Genomic DNA, 19,341 nt, shown 5'->3' on the forward strand with positions numbered 1-19,341 from the left:
GACCCTCTTAAAAGGCTAGAAGTGGTGTCCACTTAAATAGGTGGACACCATCGCCTTTGGCGGTGGGGTCAGGAAGGTGTGTTTGCTGGCCGGTTACGTAATACATAAGCTGGTGATTGCTAGAAGTATTATATGGCTAACATTTTTTCAACTATTTGCCTTCGTCCGGTGGTGCCTGGAAAGGCCTGAAAAGCTGCCCACCGACTGATCCATACTCATCGCAGCCGGGGAGCTTTGACGTCTTAATGGCGGCATCAGCGGCAGGCGTGGCCAAGCTAACGGCGATGATCGGAGGTTCCGCATCACTGAGGATTGCCACCTGCTTTGCAATTGCAAATGTAAATGCAGCAAGGAGTTCTGCCTGCTGCATTTACGAAAAGACTTTGTGCCATGACCCGTCAATGCGATCGCCTAATCAAAGACTTTGGGTAACCGTTCGACCGGCACCGTGCCTGCCATTTCTCGCTGTGTACGACACTTGAGCGGATTCAGATATGGCTGATGTCCGCAATCGAAAAATTTCTACTTAATGGCTACAAATCGTAATGGTCAAATTCGATGCAATCGGTGGCGATGATCGATTGGGAGAAAAGACTGAGGTTGCGGCAAAGAACTACGGACTGGCTACATACCAGAAACACTCACTGCGGATCGATCTACTATGTCGATGTCCCAAGGTACAACTACGCCCCAACAGGTTGCCATCCTGAAACCCTCAGGCTAGAGTGCGTCCGTCGTGGTCAATCCCACGACCGGGAGTCGAAACCCGTGTTTTGTCTGAGGCGCGGTAGCGTCATAGCTGTGTAGCCTGTGCTCGTTTCATCAGGCTACTGCATTTCTATGGCGGACCGTGCGGGGCAGGCTTTTGCCTGGCCGGTTCCCTCGGACGCCGGTATTTCGACCCCCGTACGGTTCGCCACCATAACCGAGTCGAAACGGTGTTGGTGGCTCCTCCAATCGTCCGAGGAGCATAAGGAAAATGCACTACCCCCTTTTTACCCAAGAGCTCCGCCTTGGTCTTCTGGTCTTGTCGTTCGCTTCCACTCTGGAGGTGCGCCATGGCTGAGTTCGAAACCTGTATTGTCCCTTTTCCACGGCGGCCAAGTCCGCTTCACGAATTCGAACCCTCTCCTCTCCCAGTCGAAGCTGCTGCCGAGCTGCGCGCGACCATGCTGGGCGACTTACTCGATCAGATGTCTGGGCAGGATGGCTTCCAGCCGGAAAATCTGCGGCTGCGAGTTGCGACCTATGCCGCCCAGGATCTACTCGACGAGATGGTTGTTCTCTACCGGCGCGCGCTGTCCGAAGCGCGAGGAGGTGTCAGCCATGAGTAAAGGCATCATGACCTTGCTTCCCCCGCACGATGGCCATCCTGGCATGGAGATCATCTGGGCAGCGGATTGTCGGCAGGCCTTCAACCAAGGTGTGAGCTTCGCCCAGACCTGGCTCGACAATGCCCGCAGCGGCTGGCTTTGGGCCGTTATGATTGCCGAGCGCGATCTATTGCCTTGCGCCATAGAGAGACGGGCCTTCGAAGTCGGCTTCCTCAGCCGCATCCATCAGCGTTTATGCTCGCCACAGTGTAGCGGCGAGCTAATCAAGGATGCGGCGTTGAGCCTTTAAGCCGGCATTACCGGCACTCCCGTTGCTGATGCGCTTACTGCGCGCATCGTTTCCATATGGGCCCAGCAGGTCGATGCGTCGACCTGCTGGGCGGGCCGTCGCCACACGGTGGTGACGCTTCACCATTCCAAGAGCAGGGGTTCTTGCCCCCTCAAAATCAAGATAAATAGACGGTTTCCACCCGGCCGCTGCGCTGGGCGGAGCCTCCGCGATTTTTCCTGATTTTTTCACGACAGCCTTAGTCGCCCTAGTCGGCAGGGGGCCATGCGCGATGCAAAGCGCAGAACCCCGACGACGAAAGGAGCCGAAGACTATGAGCCAAGCAATCAGAATCTACGTAGCCGATCTTGCCGCCTATAACGCGGGCCATCTGCATGGCGAATGGATCGATGCGACCCTAGACACCGACGACATTCAGGAACAGATCAACGCCATGTTGGCCAACTCCCCTGTTGATGGAGTAGAGGAGTACGCCATCCACGATTACGAAGGCTTCGGCGGTTACAGCCTCGGCGAATACGAAGGCATCCAATCCGCCCACAAGATCGCCTGCTTTATCGAAGAATACCCGGACTTCGGCGGCGAGCTTCTCGCCCACTTCAATGATCTTGATGATGCCCGCCAAGCAGCGGAAGAGTCCTATTGCGGCTGCCATGTATCGCTGGCCGACTACGCACAAGAACTGACCGAGGAAACCAGCACTATTCCCCAGCACCTGGCTCAATACATCGATTATCGCGCCATGGCCCGCGACATGGAGTACAACGGCGACGTGTTCACCATCGAGACCGGCTTCGAGCAAGTGCACGTGTTCTGGAACAGGTAGGGGAAGCGCAGAGCAGCGGGTTTGCCCCGGTGCTCTTGTACTTTGCGCCCCTGCCCTGCGGCCACCCGCGCGCCCCGCCCATAAACTGATCCCCTGCCGCTGATCGCCAGGAGCTCAGCGGCTGCATCACATACGCCACACGGGCAAAGGCAGCTTGCAGAATCAGGCCGAGCATTCGGACATTTACGGCATCACGTATTTGCACAGATGCGCTAATCCGCGTTCACGGATCTACGGATTTGTGGGAATCCTGATTTACGCTTCTACGGTTTTACAGAAAAGCGGGCAAACGTATTGCCGGCTTTGCACGAAAGCGTAAAGCCGCAGATCCGCAGATCCGCAGGATTGGCCATGTTTCAGCACAGCAAATACCTTCCGGTCATTGCCGTTCGCATCGCAGCTGAGCGTACTCAGTCTGAGATCAGACTGAGTACGCATCAATCCAGGCTCTGCTCACCCCCACCTTCGCTTTGACACAACCCGGCATGATCGAGCGCGACGACTGCCGCATGGTGCACCTCCCAACGCAACGGAGGACTCATCATGTCGCATACACCCGAGTTGTACAGGCAACCTCGCCTCGTCGATCTGGACTCGCCCCATCACCGCAAGGCCGGCCCGACATCACACGCAATGAACCCGTCAGCGCGCGAGAACGCAGGAGAAACCCAGAAGCCCGCCCCCTCCCCTCGCTACCTGACCAACGACGAAGCCGCGGACTTCCTGCGCCTATCGCCGCGAACGCTGGAGAAGCAGCGGGTGATCGGCGGCGGGCCGCGTTTTCGCAAGTTCGGCCGACGGGTGATGTACGCCTTGGCCGACCTCGAGACCTGGGCGGATGCGCGCAGCTTTGAGACAACCTTCGATCCCGAGTACATCGAGCGCCACCAGGGAGCGAACCGCCATGATCAGTGAAGCCGTCTCTGCCCATGAGCCACAGCAAGCGCATACAGCAGGCGCAGAGCGAACAGCTGGATCTATTCCGTGCCCTACCGGGCGACATGGCTCCACGCGACGCCCAGGACCTGATGGCGCATCCGTTCTTCTCGCTGGCGAAATCGCGCCGCAGCGTGCCGATCGACTTCCGCTCCGGCGGGGTAACGGTGAGGGTCGAGGGCACGCGGGAACATGGCATCGCTACTATCTGGGATGCCGACATCCTGATCTGGGCGGCCAGCCAGATCGTCGAAGCACAGGATGCGGGGATTGCTACCTCGCGGCTGATGCGGGCAACGCCCTACGAGATCCTGCGTTTCATCGGTCGTGGCACCTCGCTGCGCGATTACCAGCGTCTGAAAGCCGCCCTGGATCGCCTGCAGTCCACCAGCGTGGCCACCTCGATTCGCGAAACCACGGGCCGACGGCTACACCGTTTCTCCTGGATCAACGAATGGAAGGAGCTCGCCGCAGCGGATGGGAGGCCATTGGGCATCGAGCTGATCCTGCCCGACTGGTTTTACAGCGGGGTGCTCGACCAGGCTCTGGTGCTGACCATAGACCCCGGTTACTTCCGCCTCACCGGCGGCATCGAGCGCTGGCTGTACCGCCTGGTACGCAAGCACGGCGGTCGCCAGGAAGATGGCTGGCAGTTCGACTTCCGGCATCTGTACCGAAAATCAGGCAGCGTCGCGCGCTATTCGGACTTCGCCTTCGACCTGCGTGCGCTGGTGGTTCGTCAGCCGTTACCCGGGTACCTGTTGAAGATCGAACGCATCCCGCCCTCGACCGAGTTGCTGGCGTTCCGACCCGTGCCGTACACGGCACGGGGATAACCTGGGCAAAAGCTGTGAATTCACTCGTGCTATCAGGCGCAAACCGGCTCGTGCTATCAGGAGTACGACTCTCGTGCTATCAGGCGCACGAGCGCCTCTGCAGGCCACGACTGGCGCAGCTTTCAGCCGCCCTTAACTTAACTAACTTAAAAGCTCTAACTTGTTATTGGGGCAGCCCCCTGCTGTGGACAGGTGCTGCGCGACGATATTTTGCCTGGAGAACCAGGCCATGATCGTCGCCCTGCTCAACCAGAAAGGCGGGGTCGGCAAGACTACCCTCGCCACCCATATCGCCGGTGAATTGGCCCTTCGCGGCCAGACCGTGATCCTGCTCGATGCCGACCCGCAGGGCTCGTCGCTGGATTGGACGCAACGGCGCAGCCAGCAGGGGCTACCCAGGCTATTCAGCGCCGTCGGCCTGGCGCGCGAGACCCTGCACCAAGAAGCACCGGAGCTGGCCAAACAGGCCGACCACATAATCATCGACGGCCCACCACGCATCGCCGCCCTTGCACGCTCGGCGCTACTGGCAGCGGATCGCGTGTTGATACCGGTGCAGCCCAGCCCTTACGACCTGTGGGCCAGCGCAGAGATGGTCAACCTGATCCGCGAGGCGCAGGTGTTCAGGCCGTCACTGCGCGCCGCCTTCGCCATCAACCGTCGCGTCAGCACCACAGTGATCGGCCGCGAGGCCCGCAGCGCCCTCGCCGACCAACCGCTGCCCGCCCTGCAGGCGGAGGTTCGCCAGCGCATCGTCTTCGCCGAGAGCGTGGCCGCTGGGCGGCTGGCACGCGAACTGGTCCCCGACAGCGCCGCCGCGCGCGAGATCAGCAGCCTGGTCGACGAGCTGTTGAGGTGGACCACATGAGTGGTAAGCGCATCGGCATAGGTGCGCGGCCACTGGCCGATCCGCAGGCCGAAACCTGGATACATCAGGGTACCGCCAGCGACACCAGCAAGAGCGTCCGCTTTACGGCTCGACTTACCCTCGACATAACCCCCGCGCTACGGGCACGCATCAAGGTCGCCGCCTTCAGCCAGGGCATCACCGTGGCCGAGATGTTGCGCGAGTTGCTGGAGCAACAGTTCCCGGAGACCACCCCATGACTACCAACACCCAGGCTCTGGCGGAGCAATCGCCAGATGTACTGACTGAGTGCGCGCATGGCATACCGCTGACGCGCGTCTTGCAGGCTTACGTGGAGGAACGCCTAAACCTCTACCTGCGTTTCGGTCACCCAGCGCAAACACGCCGGCTAGATCACAGGAGGAGCATTGCGCTGTTCGCACCAGCCACCTTGTTCTGTCGTATTCGCTGGGAGGCAAACGACTACAGCACGACTCGCTGGCAGTTGTTGGTGCTGCAGGCCGGGACGCTACACGAGCCGATGCAACGCATCGCTGGCATCTGGCCCGGTGCAAGTGTCCTGCTGCAAGCAGATGGCGATAATCAGGTACGCGCCGTACTCACGCAGATAGATGCTATCGAGGCGCTCGGGCTCGACCCAACACAGGTGTCCCCAAGTTACTGGCGAACGTCGGGCAACCGCCTACGCGCACGCATGCCATTGCCCGCATATACGTGCGAGAGGCATGTCGCCTGGATTGCGGGGAGTGCGCTGCATTGACGACTCGCATTCACTTCAACTGGCTGCCGTTGCTACTGGTTGCTGGCAGCTTGGCTGCACTGGTCTGGTCGGCGTTTGGCACACCGTTACAGTTGATCATCTACAACGGCTCCGACAGCGTGCCGATGGGCTGGTACCGCATCACGCTGACCGGCTCACCGGCAGTCGGCGATATCGTGCTCACTCGGCTTCCGCTGGCTGCCGCGACGCTGGCTGCACAGCGCAGCTACCTGCCGACACGCATCCCACTGCTCAAGACAGTATTTGCCATCGCGCCACAGCGCGTGTGCGTAAGGGGGAACCACGTGCTGCTCGACGACCAAGTCGTAGGCAAGCTACTAGCCCATGACCGGCTCGGCCGCCCGATACCCACCTGGCGGGGATGTCGTCCCCTCGTCGGAGATGAGCTGTTTCTGCTCAGCGACAACAATCCGGAGTCGTTCGACAGTCGTTACTTCGGGCCTATCTCCGCCGCCACGGTGATCGGTCGGGCGCAGCCGCTGTGGTTGGAGACGCGACCATGACCTTAACTCCCTTGCGACAACCTGCCTGCCGAGCGCGCGTAATCGGCTTGCGAGGTCGCGCGCCGCCGCAGTGCAGTCGGCTATCTCTTTGCCCGCCGGCTCGGGCATCACCTGAGCAACCCGAACACACCTCTCAGGGACGTCAAAGCTTGGATAAAGCGGAGGGCAAGATAAAAGGGCGCAGCACTTCGTGGCGCTTGAAGGCCGTCTGCACATGGGGTGGAGGCGGCACAAACCCTGCCCTAGCTAGGTGCCGAGCAGTGCCGTTTACCCGCATCAGACTTAGTAAGAAGGCGTGCCCGGCACGCTGCAGGGCGATCACGTTGGAGGAGTAATCAGGATGACCAAGGAGCGAGACCACGATAGCGAACAGCGCTTCCGCCCCAAGCCAGGGGCACCGAAGCAGCGCGACCAGACCTTCATCAACCAGGTGCTGCGCCAGGCCAACAAGGCTGGTACCGGTAAGATTCGCAAGGCAGGACATCAACCTGGCGCACGCCTCGGCCGCGGCCATGTCGCCGCACGCTTCAGTGCGCAACAGGTATCGCCCAATTCGCGCCGGGTGACCATCAAGACCCGCCTGGTGAACCTGCGTCAGGCCGGCAAACGCTCGACCCTCAGCCACCTACGCTACATTGAGCGCGACGGCGTAAGTCGCGAAGGCAACCCCGGCAAAGCCTACGGCCCACAGACCGATCAGGCCGATGTGGAAGCTTTCGAGGAGCGCGGCCGGGAGGATCGCCACCAGTTCCGATTCATCGTCTCACCCGAGGATGCAGAGCAACTCGATGACCTGCGCACCTACACCCGCCACCTGATGAGCCGCATGGAGGCCGACCTGGGCACCCGTCTCGACTGGGTAGCGGTCGATCACTGGAACACCGATAACCCGCACACCCACATCGTCCTGCGCGGCAAGGACGAGACGGGCAAGGATCTGGTCATTGCCCGTGACTACATCGCCGAGGGCATGCGCAATCGTGCCGCGGAATTGGCAACAGAATGGCTCGGTCCGCGCACCGACCTGGATATCCAGCGCAGCCTGCAACACGAGGTGCAGCAAGAACGTTGGACGAGCCTGGATCGCGCCTTGTTACGCGAACGTCAGGCCGATCTGGTGCGCCTTGACAGCCTGACCGGCCACCCACGCAGGCAACTACTGATCGGACGTTTGCAGCACTTGCAGAAGATGGGGCTTGCCGTCGAGGACCGACCTGGCCAGTGGACTATAGGTCGCGATATAGAGTCGACGTTGAGAGCCATGGGCGAGCGCGGCGATATCGTGCGAACGATGCAGCGGGCCATGGGTGGCGTACAGCGTGACATCGCGATCTTCGAGCCAAGCACCGGCAGCGACGTTGTAGTCGGCCGGGTGGTGGCAAAAGGGTTGGCGGACGAACTGCACGACAAGGGCTATCTGGTGGTGGACGGTATCGACGGCAAGGCCCACTACCTCGCCCTGCCCGCCCGCGTGGAACTGGTCGCCTACCCGCTCGGCGCGGTGGTCGAGGCACGAGGCTCGCTCGAGCCGCGGGCAATAGACCGCAGCATTGCCGCACAGGCAGCCGGAGGCCTGTATCGCAGTGACCATCACCTTGCAGTAGCCAAGGCGCAGACCGAGCCAGGGCGAGACCCACAGGCACAGGTCGAGGCCCATGTGCGGCGTCTGGAAGCCTTGCGTCGGGCTGGGATTGTCGAGCGGGTTGCCGAGGGCGTCTGGCGGGTGTCCGCCGATTTACCCGAGCAAGGTCGTCTGTACGATGCCCGCCACCGTGGTGACGTGTCCGTTAATCTCCGTACGCCCCTATCCATCGAGCGGCAGATCCGCGCTATGGGCGCTACGTGGTTGGATCAGCAACTAATTGACGGCGGTAAGGACTTGACTGGCAAGGGCTTTGGCGCGCAGGTGCGCGAAGCACTGCTTCAACGTGCCGATTACCTGGTGGATCAGGGCTTGGCCGAACGTCAGGGGCAGCGCGTCGTACTTGCCCGCAACCTGCTGGCGACACTGCGTGGGCGCGAGCTATCGGCCACCGCTCAGGACATCGCGACGAAAACAGGCATGCAGTACCGCCCAGCTTTAGACGGCGAGCGCGTCAGAGGGGTTTACCGGCGTAGCGTGCAGTTGGCCAGCGGCCGTTTCGCCCTGCTCGACGACGGTCTCGGCTTCAGTCTGGTGCCGTGGAAGCCAGTGATCGAGCCGAAGCTCGGGCAGAGCATTTCTGCCGTCGTGCAGGGCAACAGCGTGTCGTGGCAGCTGGGCCTACAACGCGGGCCGGCGATCGGCTGAGCGATGGTTCTGCGTTCACACCAGTCCAGGTTCCTGCTGCAGCCATTGCTCAAACAGTCGACTCTCAGGTTTGCCTTCCTTCGCCGCGTAGTACACCAGGCGCAGGTGGCGATCCTCGTCGATGGTCAGCGTGGTGTGCTCAAAGACCACCGGGCCAACCTCCTCAATGTGCAAATGCCGTATGCCTTGGCATGCCCCGTGAATATCCTGCTGCCGCCACCAGGCCTTGAAGTCGGGGTCGACCTTCTCCAGGTCCTTCACCAGCGCTGCAATGTCCGGGTCCTGGGTCGCACGCACGAAGTCGCGACGAAAACTCGACAGGATCTGCAGCGTTTGTTCTTCCCAGGGACTGAATAGCTCACGCATCGCCGGCGTGGTGAACAGCATCCACAGCAGGTTGCGGCGATCTGCCGGGTGCGCGGAAAAGCGGAATACCCGATCCGCTGCCGCGTTCCAGGCCAGCACATCCCAGCGCAGGTTGAGCACGTAGGCTGGGCGCGAAGGGATGTCATCCATCAAACGGTTTATCAGCGGCGGTACGACGCACCAAGTCCTGCCTGGCTCCGCCGGCAAGCGCTGGTGAGCCAGCAGGAACAGATGTCGCCGCTCGGTCGCATCCAGCTTGAGCGTTCGGGAGAGGTTATCCAGGAACGTGGAAGACACGCTGATGTCCCGCCCCTGCTCCAGCCAGGTGTACCAGGACAGTCCCACCCCAGCCAGGGTAGCGACCTCCTCGCGGCGCAGTCCTGGCGTCCGCCGTCGGCTGCCGGCGGGCAGCCCCACATCCTCCGGTGAAATCCGCTCACGCCGGCTGCGCAGGAATTCAGCCAGTTCTGTCCGGGTGCGGTCGAGTGTGCGAGGCGCGCTCATCCGATTACCTCCAGTAATAGCATAAACGGTCAAATTGTAACCCTTATAAATCCAAACAAGAATACCTCCTCCCTGGCCGTAAAGGAGCGTGCCAGGGCGCTTGCTTGATGAGGAAAAACACATCGACGTGTCATCAACTGCTCAGGAGATATACGGATGTACCAAGCACTTCTTCGCGAACAACTGGAGACATTGAAGTCATCCAACCAGTACCGCACTTTCACCACTCTCAGCCGCATCTGCGGCCAGTACCCACTAGCCAAATTGACAGGTACAAACCAGCGACCGGTGGTTGTCTGGTGCAGCAACGATTACCTCGGCATGTCCCAGCACCCCAGCGTCCGTGAGGAAATGCACGACGCGCTGGAGACCTATGGCGCAGGCTCTGGTGGCTCACGCAATATCGGCGGCTCCCATGAGGTTTATGCCCGCCTGGAAGAAAGCCTTGCCGATTGGCATGGCAAGGAAGCGGCCCTGGTCTTCCCTACCGGCTTCGGCTCTAACGACGCCACGATCCAGTGTCTGCTGCGGCAGATTCCGGATTGTGTGGTGGTAAGCGATGAGTTGAACCATGCCTCCATCGTCAATGGCATTCGCTCGACGCCGAACGAGCGCAAGATCTTCCGCCATAACGACCTTGCCCACCTGGAGCAAATACTCGCCGGCTACCCACTCGGCCAGCCAAAGCTTGTCGTATTCGAGTCCATCTACTCGATGGATGGGGACATTGCGCCCATCGCAGGGATCGTGGAAGTCGCCAAGCGCTACAACGCGCTCACCTACCTCGATGAAGTGCATGCCGTCGGCATGTACGGCCCGCGCGGCGCGGGTATCGCCGCCGAGCGTGGGCTGGCCGACCGGGTGGATATCATCCAGGGCACGATGGCTAAGGGCATCGGCGTTATAGGCGGCTATATCACCTCGACCCAGGTCATCGTCGACGCCGTGCGCTCCTTCGCCACCGGTTTCATCTTTACCACTTCCCTACCGCCCGCCATTACGGCCGGCTGTCTGGCCAGCGTAAATCACCTCAAAGTAAGCTGCGTTGAGCGTGATCTTTTGCGCACCAAGACTGCCAAGCTGCGCGAACGCCTCAAGCACTACGACGTGCCAGTCATGCCCTGCTCGCAGACTCACGTACTGCCGGTGCTGGTTGGTGATGCGCAGCGCTGCAAGGCTGCGGCAGAACGTCTGCTGCACATCCATGGTGTGTACCTGCAGCCAATCAACTACCCGTCCGTACCGATAGGCACCGAACGCTTCCGGGTCAACGCCACCCCGAACCACAGCGACGAGCAGATCGAGCATCTGGCGGCCTCGCTGCGCGAGACCTTCGAGCACTTCTCCATACCCCTGGCCTCCCAGGCCTTCGGCACGGAGGTGGCCTGAGATGGATCACACCTTCCTTACCGTGCGCCCCGCGACCATTACCGACCTGGGCAGCCTGGTCGAGTTGCGTGCGCACTTGCTGGACGGCACCTCGGCCAGCTACTCGAGCCGGACTCCGGATGACGCCATGCGCTGGCGTGCGGCCTACCGTGCCTGGCTGACCAGCCGGCTGAGTGAAAGCGACTGCGTGCAAATCCTGGCGGCCGAACACCGGGAGTCAGGCCAGGTGCTCGGCTGCGCAACGGCGATTATCGACCAGCGCGCACCGGCTACGGGATGCCTCAATGGTCTTTCCGGCTGGGTGCAGTCGGTGGTGGTGGAGCCCCAGTGGCGCAACCGCGGCATCGCCCGGCAATTGATGCAGCACCTGCTGCGCTGGTTCGCCAACCGTGGCGTCGGTACCGTGGTACTGCAGAGCACCGAGGAAGCCGGTGCGCTGTACCAGGCCTTGGGTTTCACGGTCAGCGGTGAGCGCCTACTGATTCGTCAGGAGGCGCTGGCATGAGAATCCTCATCATTGGCCTCGGCTACGCCGGCCAGCGCTACCAGCGGGCTTTCGAGCACATCGCGGCCAGCACCGGCATGCCGCTCACCCTGGCCTATGTCGGTCGCCAGAAAAAGCCAATCGACCTGCCCTACTTCGACAGCGTCGGCCGGGCGCTGGAGGAGTTCGCGCCCGAGATCGTCGTGGTCAGCGTCAACGACCACAGCCATGCGCCCGTGCTGCATCAACTGGCCGGCTACCGGGGCTTCGTGATTTGCGAGAAGCCGCTGGTCACGCCTCAGGACGATCTGACCCCTCTCTCCACTGGGCTGGGGCAAGTCAGTGGCTTTGCCCTGGATCTGGTTGAGCGCTACTCGGAGGCCAGCCGGCAACTGCGCGAGTGGGTCGAGCGGCATGACTGGCAGTTGGTGCGCGCCAACTTCCACTGGGGTAAGGATCGCATCAACGACTACCGCCCTACCTGTGGCGTAGCCAGCGAGGTGATCCATGCCCTAGATCTTCTCGGCTGGACCTGCCCACGAGCAGGCCAGCTCAGGCTGCAGGGGGTGCTCGGCGTGCGCTCGGACTTCTCGATCTCCGGCAGCGAGGTGCTCGATACCGTGCTGCTGACGGCGAGCCTGGGTGAGGCGCAGGTGACCGGCTACAGCAGCTTCGTCAACATCGTCCGCCAGCGCACGGTCGACTTCAGCTTCGTCGACCGCGACGCCCGGCTGATCCACGCGCGCCTGGTGTTCGACACGCCGCGCTGGGACCACGACCAGTTGCGCATCTGGACGCGCACGGCCAGCGGCAGCGAAGAACTGCTGCACGAGCATGCCAGCGCCCCCAACGACCCAGGTCTGGACACAATTCACAAGCTGGCGCGGCTGTGCCTGCAGGTGGTGCGCTGGGTCACGCTCAAGGAGAAGCCCCGCCAGGCGTTCGCCGACCTCGACACCGCCGTGGCCCTGCAACGGCTGCTTAACGAAATAGACACCCATGCGCAAACCCCGCCTCCGGCTCGCTACCTCCATGGCGAGACGCGCGCACTGCTGCCTGAAGACAGCGACCTGGAAAGCCTCGGGTAACCCAAGATCACAAGGAGAATTTTATGTGTGGAATCGCTGGATGGCTGTCCTACAGCCAGAACATGGAAGCGCAACGCGACACCCTGCAGCGCATGACCGACACCATGGCCCTGCGCGGACCGGACGCCGGCGGCGTGTGGGTCGACGGTCCGGTCGGCCTCGGCCATCGCCGGCTGTCGATCATTGACCTGGAAGGCGGCCGCCAACCGATGACTGCGCGCCAGGGCGGCCTGCGCGAAGTCGCCGCCATCACCTACAGCGGCGAGGTCTACAACTTCCGCGAACTGCGCACCGAGTTGCAGCGGCGCGGGCACCAGTTCGAGACCCGCAGCGACACCGAGGTGGTGCTGCGCGCCTATGTGGAATGGGGCGAAGCCTTCGTCGAGCGGCTCAACGGCATGTATGCCTTCGCCATCTGGGACCTGCGCTCGCAGGAGTTGCTGCTGATCCGCGACCGCATGGGCGTCAAGCCGCTCTACTACTTCCCCACCGCGGATGGTGTGATCTTTGGCTCCGAGCCCAAGGCGCTGCTGGCCAACCCCTTGGTACCGCGCAAGGTGCGAGCTGACGGGTTGCGCGAGATCCTGGAGATGGTCAAGACACCGGGGCACGCCGTGTTCGCCGGCATGCGCGAGGTGATGCCGAGCGAGATCGTGCGGATCAGCCGACAGGGTGTGAACAGCCGCCACTACTGGAAACTGGAAGCACGCGAGCACTGCCACTCGCTGGACGAGACTATCCGCCATACCCGCGACCTGCTGGAAGACATCGTCGACCGCCAGATCGTCGCCGACGTGCCGCTGTGCAGTCTGCTGTCGGGCGGCCTCGACTCCTCGATCATCACCGCGCTGGCCTCGAAGAAGCTACTCGCCGCCGGCAAGGAGAATATCCGCTCCTTTTCGCTCGACTTCGTCGACCACGGCAGCGGCTTTACCGGCGATGCAGTGCGTGGCACACCGGATGCCCCCTTCGTCCGCGACTTGGTGGAGAAGATCCGCTCCAGTCACCAGGAAATCATGCTCGACAGCCGCGATCTGGCTGATCCAGCTCTGCGCGCGAAGGTCGTTCGCGCCCTCGATCTGCCGCCAGCGTTCTGGGGCGACATGTGGCCGTCGCTCTACCGCCTGTTCCAGGTGGTGCGCAAGCACTCGACGGTGGCGCTGTCCGGCGAGAGCGCGGACGAGGTGTTCGGCGGCTACCGCTGGTTCCACGACCCGGAGGCGATCCAGGCCGACACTTTCCCCTGGCTAACCTCGGTCACCGGCAAGTACTTCGACGGCAAGCCCCTGTTCGACCAGGGCCTGCTGGCTCAGTTGGACATGCACAGCTTCCTGCGCGACAGCTACGCCCAGGCCATCGCCGAGGCGCCGGTGCTGCCAGGTGAGAGCGCGCAGGACCGGCGCATGTGGCAGATGAGCTACGTCAATCTGACCCGCTTCGTGCAGACCCTGCTGGATCGCAAGGACCGCATGAGCATGGCCGTTGGCCTCGAGGTGCGGGTGCCGTTCTGCGACCACCGTCTGGTGGAGTACGCCTTCAACATTCCTTGGGCGATGAAGGCCTTCGACGGCCGGGAGAAAAGCATCCTGCGCGCGGCGACTCGCGACTTGCTGCCGGAGTCGATCTCCGAGCGGGTCAAAAGCCCCTACCCCTCGACCCAGGACCCCGCCTACGAGCAGGCGTTGCGCAATTCGCTGGCGGAGATCCTCGCCGATCGTAATGCGCCGGTCACACCGCTGCTCGACTCCAGCCGGATCAAGGACGCCCTGGACAAACCGCTAGGCACTGTCTCGCCCATGTACGAACGCATGGGCATGGAACTGGCTGTCGGCCTCAACACCTGGCTGAACGAGTACGACGTCAGTCTCGAACTTTAGTCCCCAACCGAATGTGGCCCTGGTTCGGGGCCGCATCCCTCAGCTGTACCACCTACGCGCCTCCACTAAAGCGCAAGCGAGCCTGAGCATGCACACGCACAACCAATCCCCCATCTACCTAATAGCGCTAGGTGCCTTCGCCCTCGGCATGGCCTCCTATGTCACCGCCGGATTGATCCCGATGATCGAGGCATCGTTCTCAGTGTCCGTGGCGGTCGCCGCCCAGTTGGTCACCGCCTTCACCCTGGCGTACGGCCTGGGTTCCCCGCTCTTCGTCGCCCTAACCCCGGCGCATCGTCAGCGCACCGGCCTGCTGCTGGCCCTGACCCTATTCGTTATCGCCAACGCCGCCAGCGCGCTGGCCGAGGACTTCACCGTGTTGATGATCTGGCGAGCCATCGCCGGTATCGGAGCCGGCGTCTACCTGGCCATGGGCATCGGCGCCTCGGCGGCGGTTTCCACTCCGGAACGCCGAGGCAAAGCCATCGCCATCATCATGGGGGGCATGGCCAGTGGCGTGGTGCTGGGCGTCCCACTCAGTCTGCTCGTCGCCGAACAGATGGGCTGGCAGTCCGCCCTGTGGGTGGTCACCTTGCTAGGCCTGGTGGCACTTTTCGGCTTATGGCTCAAACTTCCGGCACTGCCCGCTGCGACGGCGACCTCTCTGGGGCAGAAGCTGGCGATCCTCGGTGACAGCCATGTACTGGTCATCTTGCTGGTATCCCTGTTCGCGGCCATCGCCAGTCTAGGTATGTATACCTTCATCGCCCCGCTCCTGGCGGATCCGGCCTACGGCGCGGTGCGCTCGGTAACACCCTACCTCTGGGTGTGGGGCATCGGCGGCGTGCTGGGCAGTTTTCTGATCGGCCCGCTGGTAGACCGCATCAAGGGCCCAGTCCTGACCTTCGCCATCATGCTGATCCTCGCCGTATCGCTGTTCGCGCTTCCGCTGACAGCCGCCCTCAGCACCTGGCTGGTCATGCTGCCTATCGCTCTCTGGGGCGCGGTTGGCTGGGCCCTGCAGGTGCCGCAGAACAATGAGTTGATCCTGGCCCGCCAGGCCCAGGGAGATGGCAATCTGGCTATCGCGCTTAATGAGTCAGCCCTCTACCTAGGCAGTGCCATCGGTGCGGCGGCAGGTGGATTCGTGCTGCTTTTGCAGATGCCCACCTGGACCCTGGCCGCCAGTGCCGGAGGCGTGGCAGCGTTGGGCGCCCTGCTGCAGATCATCAACCTGCGGCGCCAACCAAGCTGGACCGGCGACGTACAAGCCGAACCCTACAACTGATTCACAGATAGGAGGAAAGGCCATGGAACTGCGCCATCTTCGCTGTTTCATCGCCGTTGCAGAGGAACTGCACTTCGCGCGTGCGGCCGCGCGTCTGCACATAGAGCAATCGCCCCTCTCCCGGATCATCAAGGAATTGGAGTACCGCCTGGGTGTCCAGCTGTTCGAACGTACGACGCGGCGCACACGGCTGACCTGGGCTGGTCAGGTGTTGTTGGAAGAGGCCCGGCGGGTGTTCGCCGTCGTCGACCAAGCCAAGGCCAGCGTCAAGAGCGCCGCAGCCGGATACCGCGGACGCCTACGTGTCGCGCTATCCGACGGCATCCCGCAATCACGCCTGGCCGCCCTGCTCGCCCAGTGCCGCGAGCAGGAACCAGAAGTCGATATCTGCCTGTCGGAGGTCACCTTCACCGAGCAGGTCAGAGGGCTCAACGATGACCTGTTCGATATTGGCTTTGCCCAATCTGACGACGTTAACCAGGGTCTCGTGGCGGAGCCGGTCTGGTTCGATCCACTGGTAGTGGCGGTACCTGCCCGCCACCCCCTGCTGACCTATCGGCGCGTGCCGCTCGAAGAAGTGGTGCGCTATCCCCTGGTGCTGTGTGATCCGCAGGTCTGTGAGGGCTTCTGGCAGCAACTACAGCGGGTGCTATGCACCGTGGAGGCAAGGCTGACTATTGCCGACCGCGTGCCAACGCTGGATCTGATGATGGCGCTGGTAGCCGCTGGCTACGGCCTGGGCTTCTCCAGCCTTGCTCGGATCACTGAACTCAACAACCCCGACGTAGTGGCCCGCCAGTTGGCAGGCAGCCCCACGATGCTGACCACCTATCTGATACAGCGCGAGGCAGAGCCTTCTGAACAGCTAGGCAGGTTCATCGACAGAATACGCCCTGCCGAAGACCAAGCCTTGTTACCCAACAAAACCCAACGAGAAGATATCGCCGGATGAACAGGATTCCACTGCTGATGACTGCATTGCTGCTGGGCGCGTGCGAGAAACCTATGCCCTTCGAGTCGGCGGAAACGCTTGCCGAAAATCCCGAAAGACTGGAAGAGTTGCGACTCCAGTGCAGAGACAACTGGGACAAACTGGGTAACGCCCAATGCAATGCAATGCCGTGACCGAGGCGCAGCGGAAACGCTTCATGGGCAAGGGCACGCCTTACACTCCACGTCCCGTCAAGATCTTCCACTCTGGCACTGAAGAAGGACGCTAGCTAAGGCATCGGCCAAGCGGTTATTTTTATCTGTAGATGCAAATATGCTATATTTTGCTCTGTAGATAATATCAAGGAGCTACCCATGACGGCAGCATTCCAAGCTCAAGACTTTTCGAAAAGCCAATGTGCAGCCGGCCTGCGTACAGCGCTGAACATCCTGGACAAGTGGAAGGCCTCCTCCGAACAGGCCTGCCAAATCTTGCGTATTTCGCGCAGCACCTATACCCGAGCCAAGCAACGTGACTCGGAGTGGGCGGTAGGCCTGGACTTTGATCAGATGCAGCGCATCAGCCTCGTGCTGAATATCCACGCGGCACTGCGCCTGGTGTTCGACAACCCCGAAAACGTCTATGGCTTTCCCTCGATGGAGAATCGCAACGAATTCTTCAACGGGCGCGCGCCGCTAGACATCATGGCGCAGGGCGACATGATCTCGCTGTACGAGACATTCCGACGGATCGACGCGCTGCGGGGCGCCCAGTGGTAATGCTAAGCAGTCTTCCCCCCTTGGAAGGCGAGAGCCTGCAAGCCTACCGTTTGGTCAACTCCAAATTTCCGCCCATTGCCTTGTTCGATGATGTCGCTGACGCAGCAGACTTCGAAGCCATTTATCAGCTTCAAGCAATGACAAACCCAAGATTGCAGAACGAACTTGGCAGGTTGGAGCTAATTCCTCGCGATCAGATTCCGTTCGGTATTCCTGGATGCTCTTACGCCACAGCGCCCTTTACCCATGTGAACCCGGCGGGCTCACGCTTTAGCAATGGCAGCTTTGGCGTGCTCTACCTGGCCGACAAGATGGACACTGCGATTGCAGAGGTGCGCCATCACCAGGAGCGCTACTGGTCGAACGTGCCGGACCTCAATTACGAGCGTTTTGTCTTCAGAGGGCTGGCCTGCAGCTTCACTGATGCTGGACTGAGAGACGCTACGGTAGTGCCGCTGTCGGCCCCCATATACGCACCTGACGATTACACGCTTTCTCATCAATTGGGAGGCGAAACGAAGCGCGCGGAATGCACGGGCCTGCGCTACAACTCGGTCCGCTTCCCAGACAACATTTGTTGGGCACTGATGACACCGAGCACTGTTGCGTCAATCATCCAAGCCGCTCATTTCGAGATGATCTGGAGCGGACAAATCATCAGCGTCAACCGGATTACAACGCTGATAGCCGAATAACTCCCAGTTCTGAGGATGAACTAGACTATTAAGCAGGAGGCAGCCTCCGGTCGCGAACTGCCGATCACGATCACAACCGGCAGAAATCGGCCAAAAGCGGCCATCCAGCGTCTACGAATTCAGGGGCGATCCACTTCTAGAAACGCTGGGTCGACTAAAATCTAAAGCGAAGCTCTCTATGTCTCGAGCTTTGGCGCAAACTGGTCTCCAGTCATCCAAGGAGCTTGGGCCTGAAGTTTTGGCAAAATCTGAGTCGCGAATATCGATTTTATAAGCTCCGCGATCTGATTAGGTATGACGCCCATCTCTCCTTTTCTAGCGATCAGTTGAATGGTTCTTGCGTGGCGACTGTCGCCGAGTTCCAGCACATCCACCCCGTCCAAGGCATGTAGTGTTTGCGCTAAACACAGCGCGGTGAGAATGGCCCAGCCGTGACCGTCGCGTACAAAACTCATCAAGGTGTGCGTGTCGTCGGTTTCATAGCGCACGTTTGCGTGTATCCGCATGCGTCGCAATACCACTTCGCTGAACTTGCCGATGCTGGCATCTCTACCGTACTTGATCAGAGGCTTGCGCGAGGCGAGGTTCTCTAAGGAGTAACCCACTCCCTCGATTTGCTGACGTGAAACGGCAAGCAGCATCGGATCGCGCAGCACGACGAAGCGGTCTAGGTTCTCCACGCCCGATAAAGTCTCGTCCGATACCAGTACGTCGATTTCCCTGTTGAGGAATGCATCGACCATTGTTGAAGTCAGCCCGCTCCTGAGGGTGAGGCGTTCCGTTTGCTGGCCGAGAGCGGCGATTAGTTTGCTGCCGAAGACCTCGGCACATGAAGTTATAAACCCCAGGCGACATTGAACCAGCCCCTTGTCTGCGGCATCGCGGACGGTCGCGTTGAGCCTGCGCAGCTCGCCCAGGATCGCGTCCGCGTTTTGTTTGAGCGCATGTCCGGCGACAGTCAGTTGCACTGGGCTGGTGCGCCGAACCACAAGCTGTGTCCCGACCTGCTCCTCGAGTTGCTTCAAGCACTGCGACACAGCCGGCTGAGTAATGCCCAGGCGTTTTGCTGCTTCAGTCAGGGATTGGGACTCGGCAATGGTGACGAAGGAGTTCAGTGCCTGGGTGTCAATCATCCGTTCATGCTTCATGGCTTAACTCGGTCATGGGTTGGCTTAAAAATAAGCACAGCTTATGAAGTCTATCAATATTCCTTAAAATAAAGCCTAGATATAGAAAAACAAATACTCGGCGAGCAGTATCTCTTAGCACCACCTTGG

21 protein-coding genes are annotated in these 19,341 nt (G+C 61.1%); 19 read left to right on the forward strand and 2 right to left on the reverse strand.

What is annotated here, in order from left to right; all coding sequences use genetic code 11:
- Positions 1-1,058 precede the first annotated feature (1,058 nt).
- The 10 genes from ACXPVS_RS25665 (at position 1,059) to ACXPVS_RS25710 (ending at position 8,663) form a co-directional block, all read left to right on the forward strand.
- Positions 1,059-1,334 (forward strand): hypothetical protein, encoded by a 276-nt coding sequence (locus ACXPVS_RS25665; RefSeq protein WP_458512399.1) that lies wholly within the window; start codon positions 1,059-1,061, stop codon positions 1,332-1,334.
- On the forward strand, positions 1,327-1,623 hold the full coding sequence (locus ACXPVS_RS25670; protein WP_458512400.1) for a LasR-specific antiactivator QslA: 297 nt from the start codon (positions 1,327-1,329) through the stop codon (positions 1,621-1,623). Before ACXPVS_RS25665 ends, ACXPVS_RS25670 begins: the two co-directional genes overlap by 8 nt.
- Before the next feature lie 313 nt (positions 1,624-1,936).
- Positions 1,937-2,449 carry an antirestriction protein ArdA gene (locus ACXPVS_RS25675; protein ID WP_458512401.1) on the forward strand — a complete coding sequence of 171 codons (513 nt, stop codon included), beginning with the start codon at positions 1,937-1,939 and terminating at the stop codon, positions 2,447-2,449.
- 633 nt (positions 2,450-3,082) lie between these two features.
- Positions 3,083-3,364: a helix-turn-helix transcriptional regulator gene (locus tag ACXPVS_RS25680; RefSeq protein WP_458512440.1), complete on the forward strand. Its 282-nt coding sequence runs from the start codon at positions 3,083-3,085 to the stop codon at positions 3,362-3,364.
- Between the two features lie 14 nt (positions 3,365-3,378).
- A complete protein-coding gene (locus ACXPVS_RS25685; RefSeq protein ID WP_458512402.1) occupies positions 3,379-4,221 on the forward strand; it encodes a replication initiator protein A in 843 nt (280 codons plus the stop codon).
- Positions 4,222-4,450: 229 nt separating this feature from the next.
- Positions 4,451-5,089, forward strand: coding sequence for a ParA family partition ATPase (gene parA, locus ACXPVS_RS25690; RefSeq protein ID WP_458512403.1), 639 nt, complete (start codon positions 4,451-4,453; stop codon positions 5,087-5,089).
- Positions 5,086-5,328, forward strand: coding sequence for a hypothetical protein (locus ACXPVS_RS25695; RefSeq protein ID WP_458512404.1), 243 nt, complete (start codon positions 5,086-5,088; stop codon positions 5,326-5,328). The genes parA and ACXPVS_RS25695 overlap by 4 nt, the downstream gene beginning before the upstream one ends.
- A 62-nt stretch (positions 5,329-5,390) precedes the next feature.
- The gene (locus tag ACXPVS_RS25700) at positions 5,391-5,849 is read left to right on the forward strand and encodes a DUF2840 domain-containing protein (protein ID WP_458512441.1); all 459 of its coding nucleotides are present in this window, start codon (positions 5,391-5,393) and stop codon (positions 5,847-5,849) included.
- The gene (locus tag ACXPVS_RS25705) at positions 5,846-6,373 is read left to right on the forward strand and encodes a S26 family signal peptidase (RefSeq protein ID WP_458512405.1); all 528 of its coding nucleotides are present in this window, start codon (positions 5,846-5,848) and stop codon (positions 6,371-6,373) included. Before ACXPVS_RS25700 ends, ACXPVS_RS25705 begins: the two co-directional genes overlap by 4 nt.
- A 340-nt stretch (positions 6,374-6,713) precedes the next feature.
- The gene (locus ACXPVS_RS25710; RefSeq protein ID WP_458512406.1) at positions 6,714-8,663 is read left to right on the forward strand and encodes a DUF3363 domain-containing protein; all 1,950 of its coding nucleotides are present in this window, start codon (positions 6,714-6,716) and stop codon (positions 8,661-8,663) included.
- Between the two features lie 15 nt (positions 8,664-8,678).
- On the opposite strand, the gene ACXPVS_RS25715 is transcribed toward ACXPVS_RS25710, so the two are convergent.
- Entirely contained in the window at positions 8,679-9,533 is an 855-nt protein-coding gene (locus ACXPVS_RS25715; RefSeq protein ID WP_458512407.1) for a helix-turn-helix transcriptional regulator, read from the reverse strand.
- Positions 9,534-9,689: 156 nt separating this feature from the next.
- Here ACXPVS_RS25715 and hemA point away from each other — a divergent pair, with 156 nt between their 5' ends.
- The 9 genes from hemA to ACXPVS_RS25760 all read left to right on the forward strand — a co-directional run bounded on the left by hemA (position 9,690) and on the right by ACXPVS_RS25760 (position 18,064).
- Positions 9,690-10,922 (forward strand): 5-aminolevulinate synthase, encoded by a 1,233-nt coding sequence (gene hemA / locus ACXPVS_RS25720; protein WP_458512408.1) that lies wholly within the window; start codon positions 9,690-9,692, stop codon positions 10,920-10,922.
- A 1-nt stretch (position 10,923) separates the two neighbouring features.
- The gene (locus ACXPVS_RS25725) at positions 10,924-11,427 is read left to right on the forward strand and encodes an N-acetyltransferase family protein (RefSeq protein ID WP_458512409.1); all 504 of its coding nucleotides are present in this window, start codon (positions 10,924-10,926) and stop codon (positions 11,425-11,427) included.
- Positions 11,424-12,494 (forward strand): Gfo/Idh/MocA family oxidoreductase, encoded by a 1,071-nt coding sequence (locus tag ACXPVS_RS25730; RefSeq protein WP_458512410.1) that lies wholly within the window; start codon positions 11,424-11,426, stop codon positions 12,492-12,494. Before ACXPVS_RS25725 ends, ACXPVS_RS25730 begins: the two co-directional genes overlap by 4 nt.
- Before the next feature lie 23 nt (positions 12,495-12,517).
- On the forward strand, positions 12,518-14,371 hold the full coding sequence (gene asnB / locus ACXPVS_RS25735) for an asparagine synthase (glutamine-hydrolyzing) (protein ID WP_458512411.1): 1,854 nt from the start codon (positions 12,518-12,520) through the stop codon (positions 14,369-14,371).
- A gap of 88 nt (positions 14,372-14,459) precedes the next feature.
- Complete coding sequence (locus ACXPVS_RS25740; protein WP_458512412.1) at positions 14,460-15,659, forward strand: MFS transporter; 1,200 nt, start codon at positions 14,460-14,462, stop codon at positions 15,657-15,659.
- 22 nt (positions 15,660-15,681) lie between these two features.
- Positions 15,682-16,611 (forward strand): LysR family transcriptional regulator, encoded by a 930-nt coding sequence (locus ACXPVS_RS25745; RefSeq protein WP_458512413.1) that lies wholly within the window; start codon positions 15,682-15,684, stop codon positions 16,609-16,611.
- A 17-nt stretch (positions 16,612-16,628) separates the two neighbouring features.
- Positions 16,629-16,784, forward strand: coding sequence for a hypothetical protein (locus ACXPVS_RS25750; RefSeq protein WP_458512414.1), 156 nt, complete (start codon positions 16,629-16,631; stop codon positions 16,782-16,784).
- 180 nt (positions 16,785-16,964) lie between these two features.
- Positions 16,965-17,369 carry an antitoxin Xre-like helix-turn-helix domain-containing protein gene (locus ACXPVS_RS25755; protein WP_271346505.1) on the forward strand — a complete coding sequence of 135 codons (405 nt, stop codon included), beginning with the start codon at positions 16,965-16,967 and terminating at the stop codon, positions 17,367-17,369.
- A complete protein-coding gene (locus tag ACXPVS_RS25760; protein WP_458512415.1) occupies positions 17,369-18,064 on the forward strand; it encodes an RES family NAD+ phosphorylase in 696 nt (231 codons plus the stop codon). Before ACXPVS_RS25755 ends, ACXPVS_RS25760 begins: the two co-directional genes overlap by 1 nt.
- A 176-nt stretch (positions 18,065-18,240) precedes the next feature.
- On the opposite strand, the gene ACXPVS_RS25765 is transcribed toward ACXPVS_RS25760, so the two are convergent.
- Complete coding sequence (locus tag ACXPVS_RS25765) at positions 18,241-19,212, reverse strand: LysR family transcriptional regulator (protein WP_458512416.1); 972 nt, start codon at positions 19,210-19,212, stop codon at positions 18,241-18,243.
- Positions 19,213-19,341 lie beyond the last annotated feature (129 nt).

The organism is Pseudomonas sp. Ma2-10 (genome assembly GCF_054330215.1).

Excerpts from the sequence above, each read along its gene's own strand:
- ACXPVS_RS25665 (WP_458512399.1), top strand. The coding sequence starts at position 1,059 with ATGGCTGAGTTCGAAACCTGTATTGTCCCTTTTCCACGGCGGCCAAGT.
- ACXPVS_RS25670 (WP_458512400.1), top strand. The coding sequence starts at position 1,327 with ATGAGTAAAGGCATCATGACCTTGCTTCCCCCGCACGATGGCCATCCT.
- ACXPVS_RS25675 (WP_458512401.1), top strand. The coding sequence starts at position 1,937 with ATGAGCCAAGCAATCAGAATCTACGTAGCCGATCTTGCCGCCTATAAC.
- ACXPVS_RS25680 (WP_458512440.1), top strand. The coding sequence starts at position 3,083 with ATGAACCCGTCAGCGCGCGAGAACGCAGGAGAAACCCAGAAGCCCGCC.
- ACXPVS_RS25685 (WP_458512402.1), top strand. The coding sequence starts at position 3,379 with ATGAGCCACAGCAAGCGCATACAGCAGGCGCAGAGCGAACAGCTGGAT.
- parA (WP_458512403.1), top strand. The coding sequence starts at position 4,451 with ATGATCGTCGCCCTGCTCAACCAGAAAGGCGGGGTCGGCAAGACTACC.
- ACXPVS_RS25695 (WP_458512404.1), top strand. The coding sequence starts at position 5,086 with ATGAGTGGTAAGCGCATCGGCATAGGTGCGCGGCCACTGGCCGATCCG.
- ACXPVS_RS25710 (WP_458512406.1), top strand. The coding sequence starts at position 6,714 with ATGACCAAGGAGCGAGACCACGATAGCGAACAGCGCTTCCGCCCCAAG.
- ACXPVS_RS25715 (WP_458512407.1), bottom strand. The coding sequence starts at position 9,533 with ATGAGCGCGCCTCGCACACTCGACCGCACCCGGACAGAACTGGCTGAA.
- hemA (WP_458512408.1), top strand. The coding sequence starts at position 9,690 with ATGTACCAAGCACTTCTTCGCGAACAACTGGAGACATTGAAGTCATCC.
- ACXPVS_RS25725 (WP_458512409.1), top strand. The coding sequence starts at position 10,924 with ATGGATCACACCTTCCTTACCGTGCGCCCCGCGACCATTACCGACCTG.
- ACXPVS_RS25730 (WP_458512410.1), top strand. The coding sequence starts at position 11,424 with ATGAGAATCCTCATCATTGGCCTCGGCTACGCCGGCCAGCGCTACCAG.
- asnB (WP_458512411.1), top strand. The coding sequence starts at position 12,518 with ATGTGTGGAATCGCTGGATGGCTGTCCTACAGCCAGAACATGGAAGCG.
- ACXPVS_RS25740 (WP_458512412.1), top strand. The coding sequence starts at position 14,460 with ATGCACACGCACAACCAATCCCCCATCTACCTAATAGCGCTAGGTGCC.
- ACXPVS_RS25745 (WP_458512413.1), top strand. The coding sequence starts at position 15,682 with ATGGAACTGCGCCATCTTCGCTGTTTCATCGCCGTTGCAGAGGAACTG.
- ACXPVS_RS25750 (WP_458512414.1), top strand. The coding sequence starts at position 16,629 with ATGACTGCATTGCTGCTGGGCGCGTGCGAGAAACCTATGCCCTTCGAG.
- ACXPVS_RS25755 (WP_271346505.1), top strand. The coding sequence starts at position 16,965 with ATGACGGCAGCATTCCAAGCTCAAGACTTTTCGAAAAGCCAATGTGCA.
- ACXPVS_RS25760 (WP_458512415.1), top strand. The coding sequence starts at position 17,369 with ATGCTAAGCAGTCTTCCCCCCTTGGAAGGCGAGAGCCTGCAAGCCTAC.
- ACXPVS_RS25765 (WP_458512416.1), bottom strand. The coding sequence starts at position 19,212 with ATGAAGCATGAACGGATGATTGACACCCAGGCACTGAACTCCTTCGTC.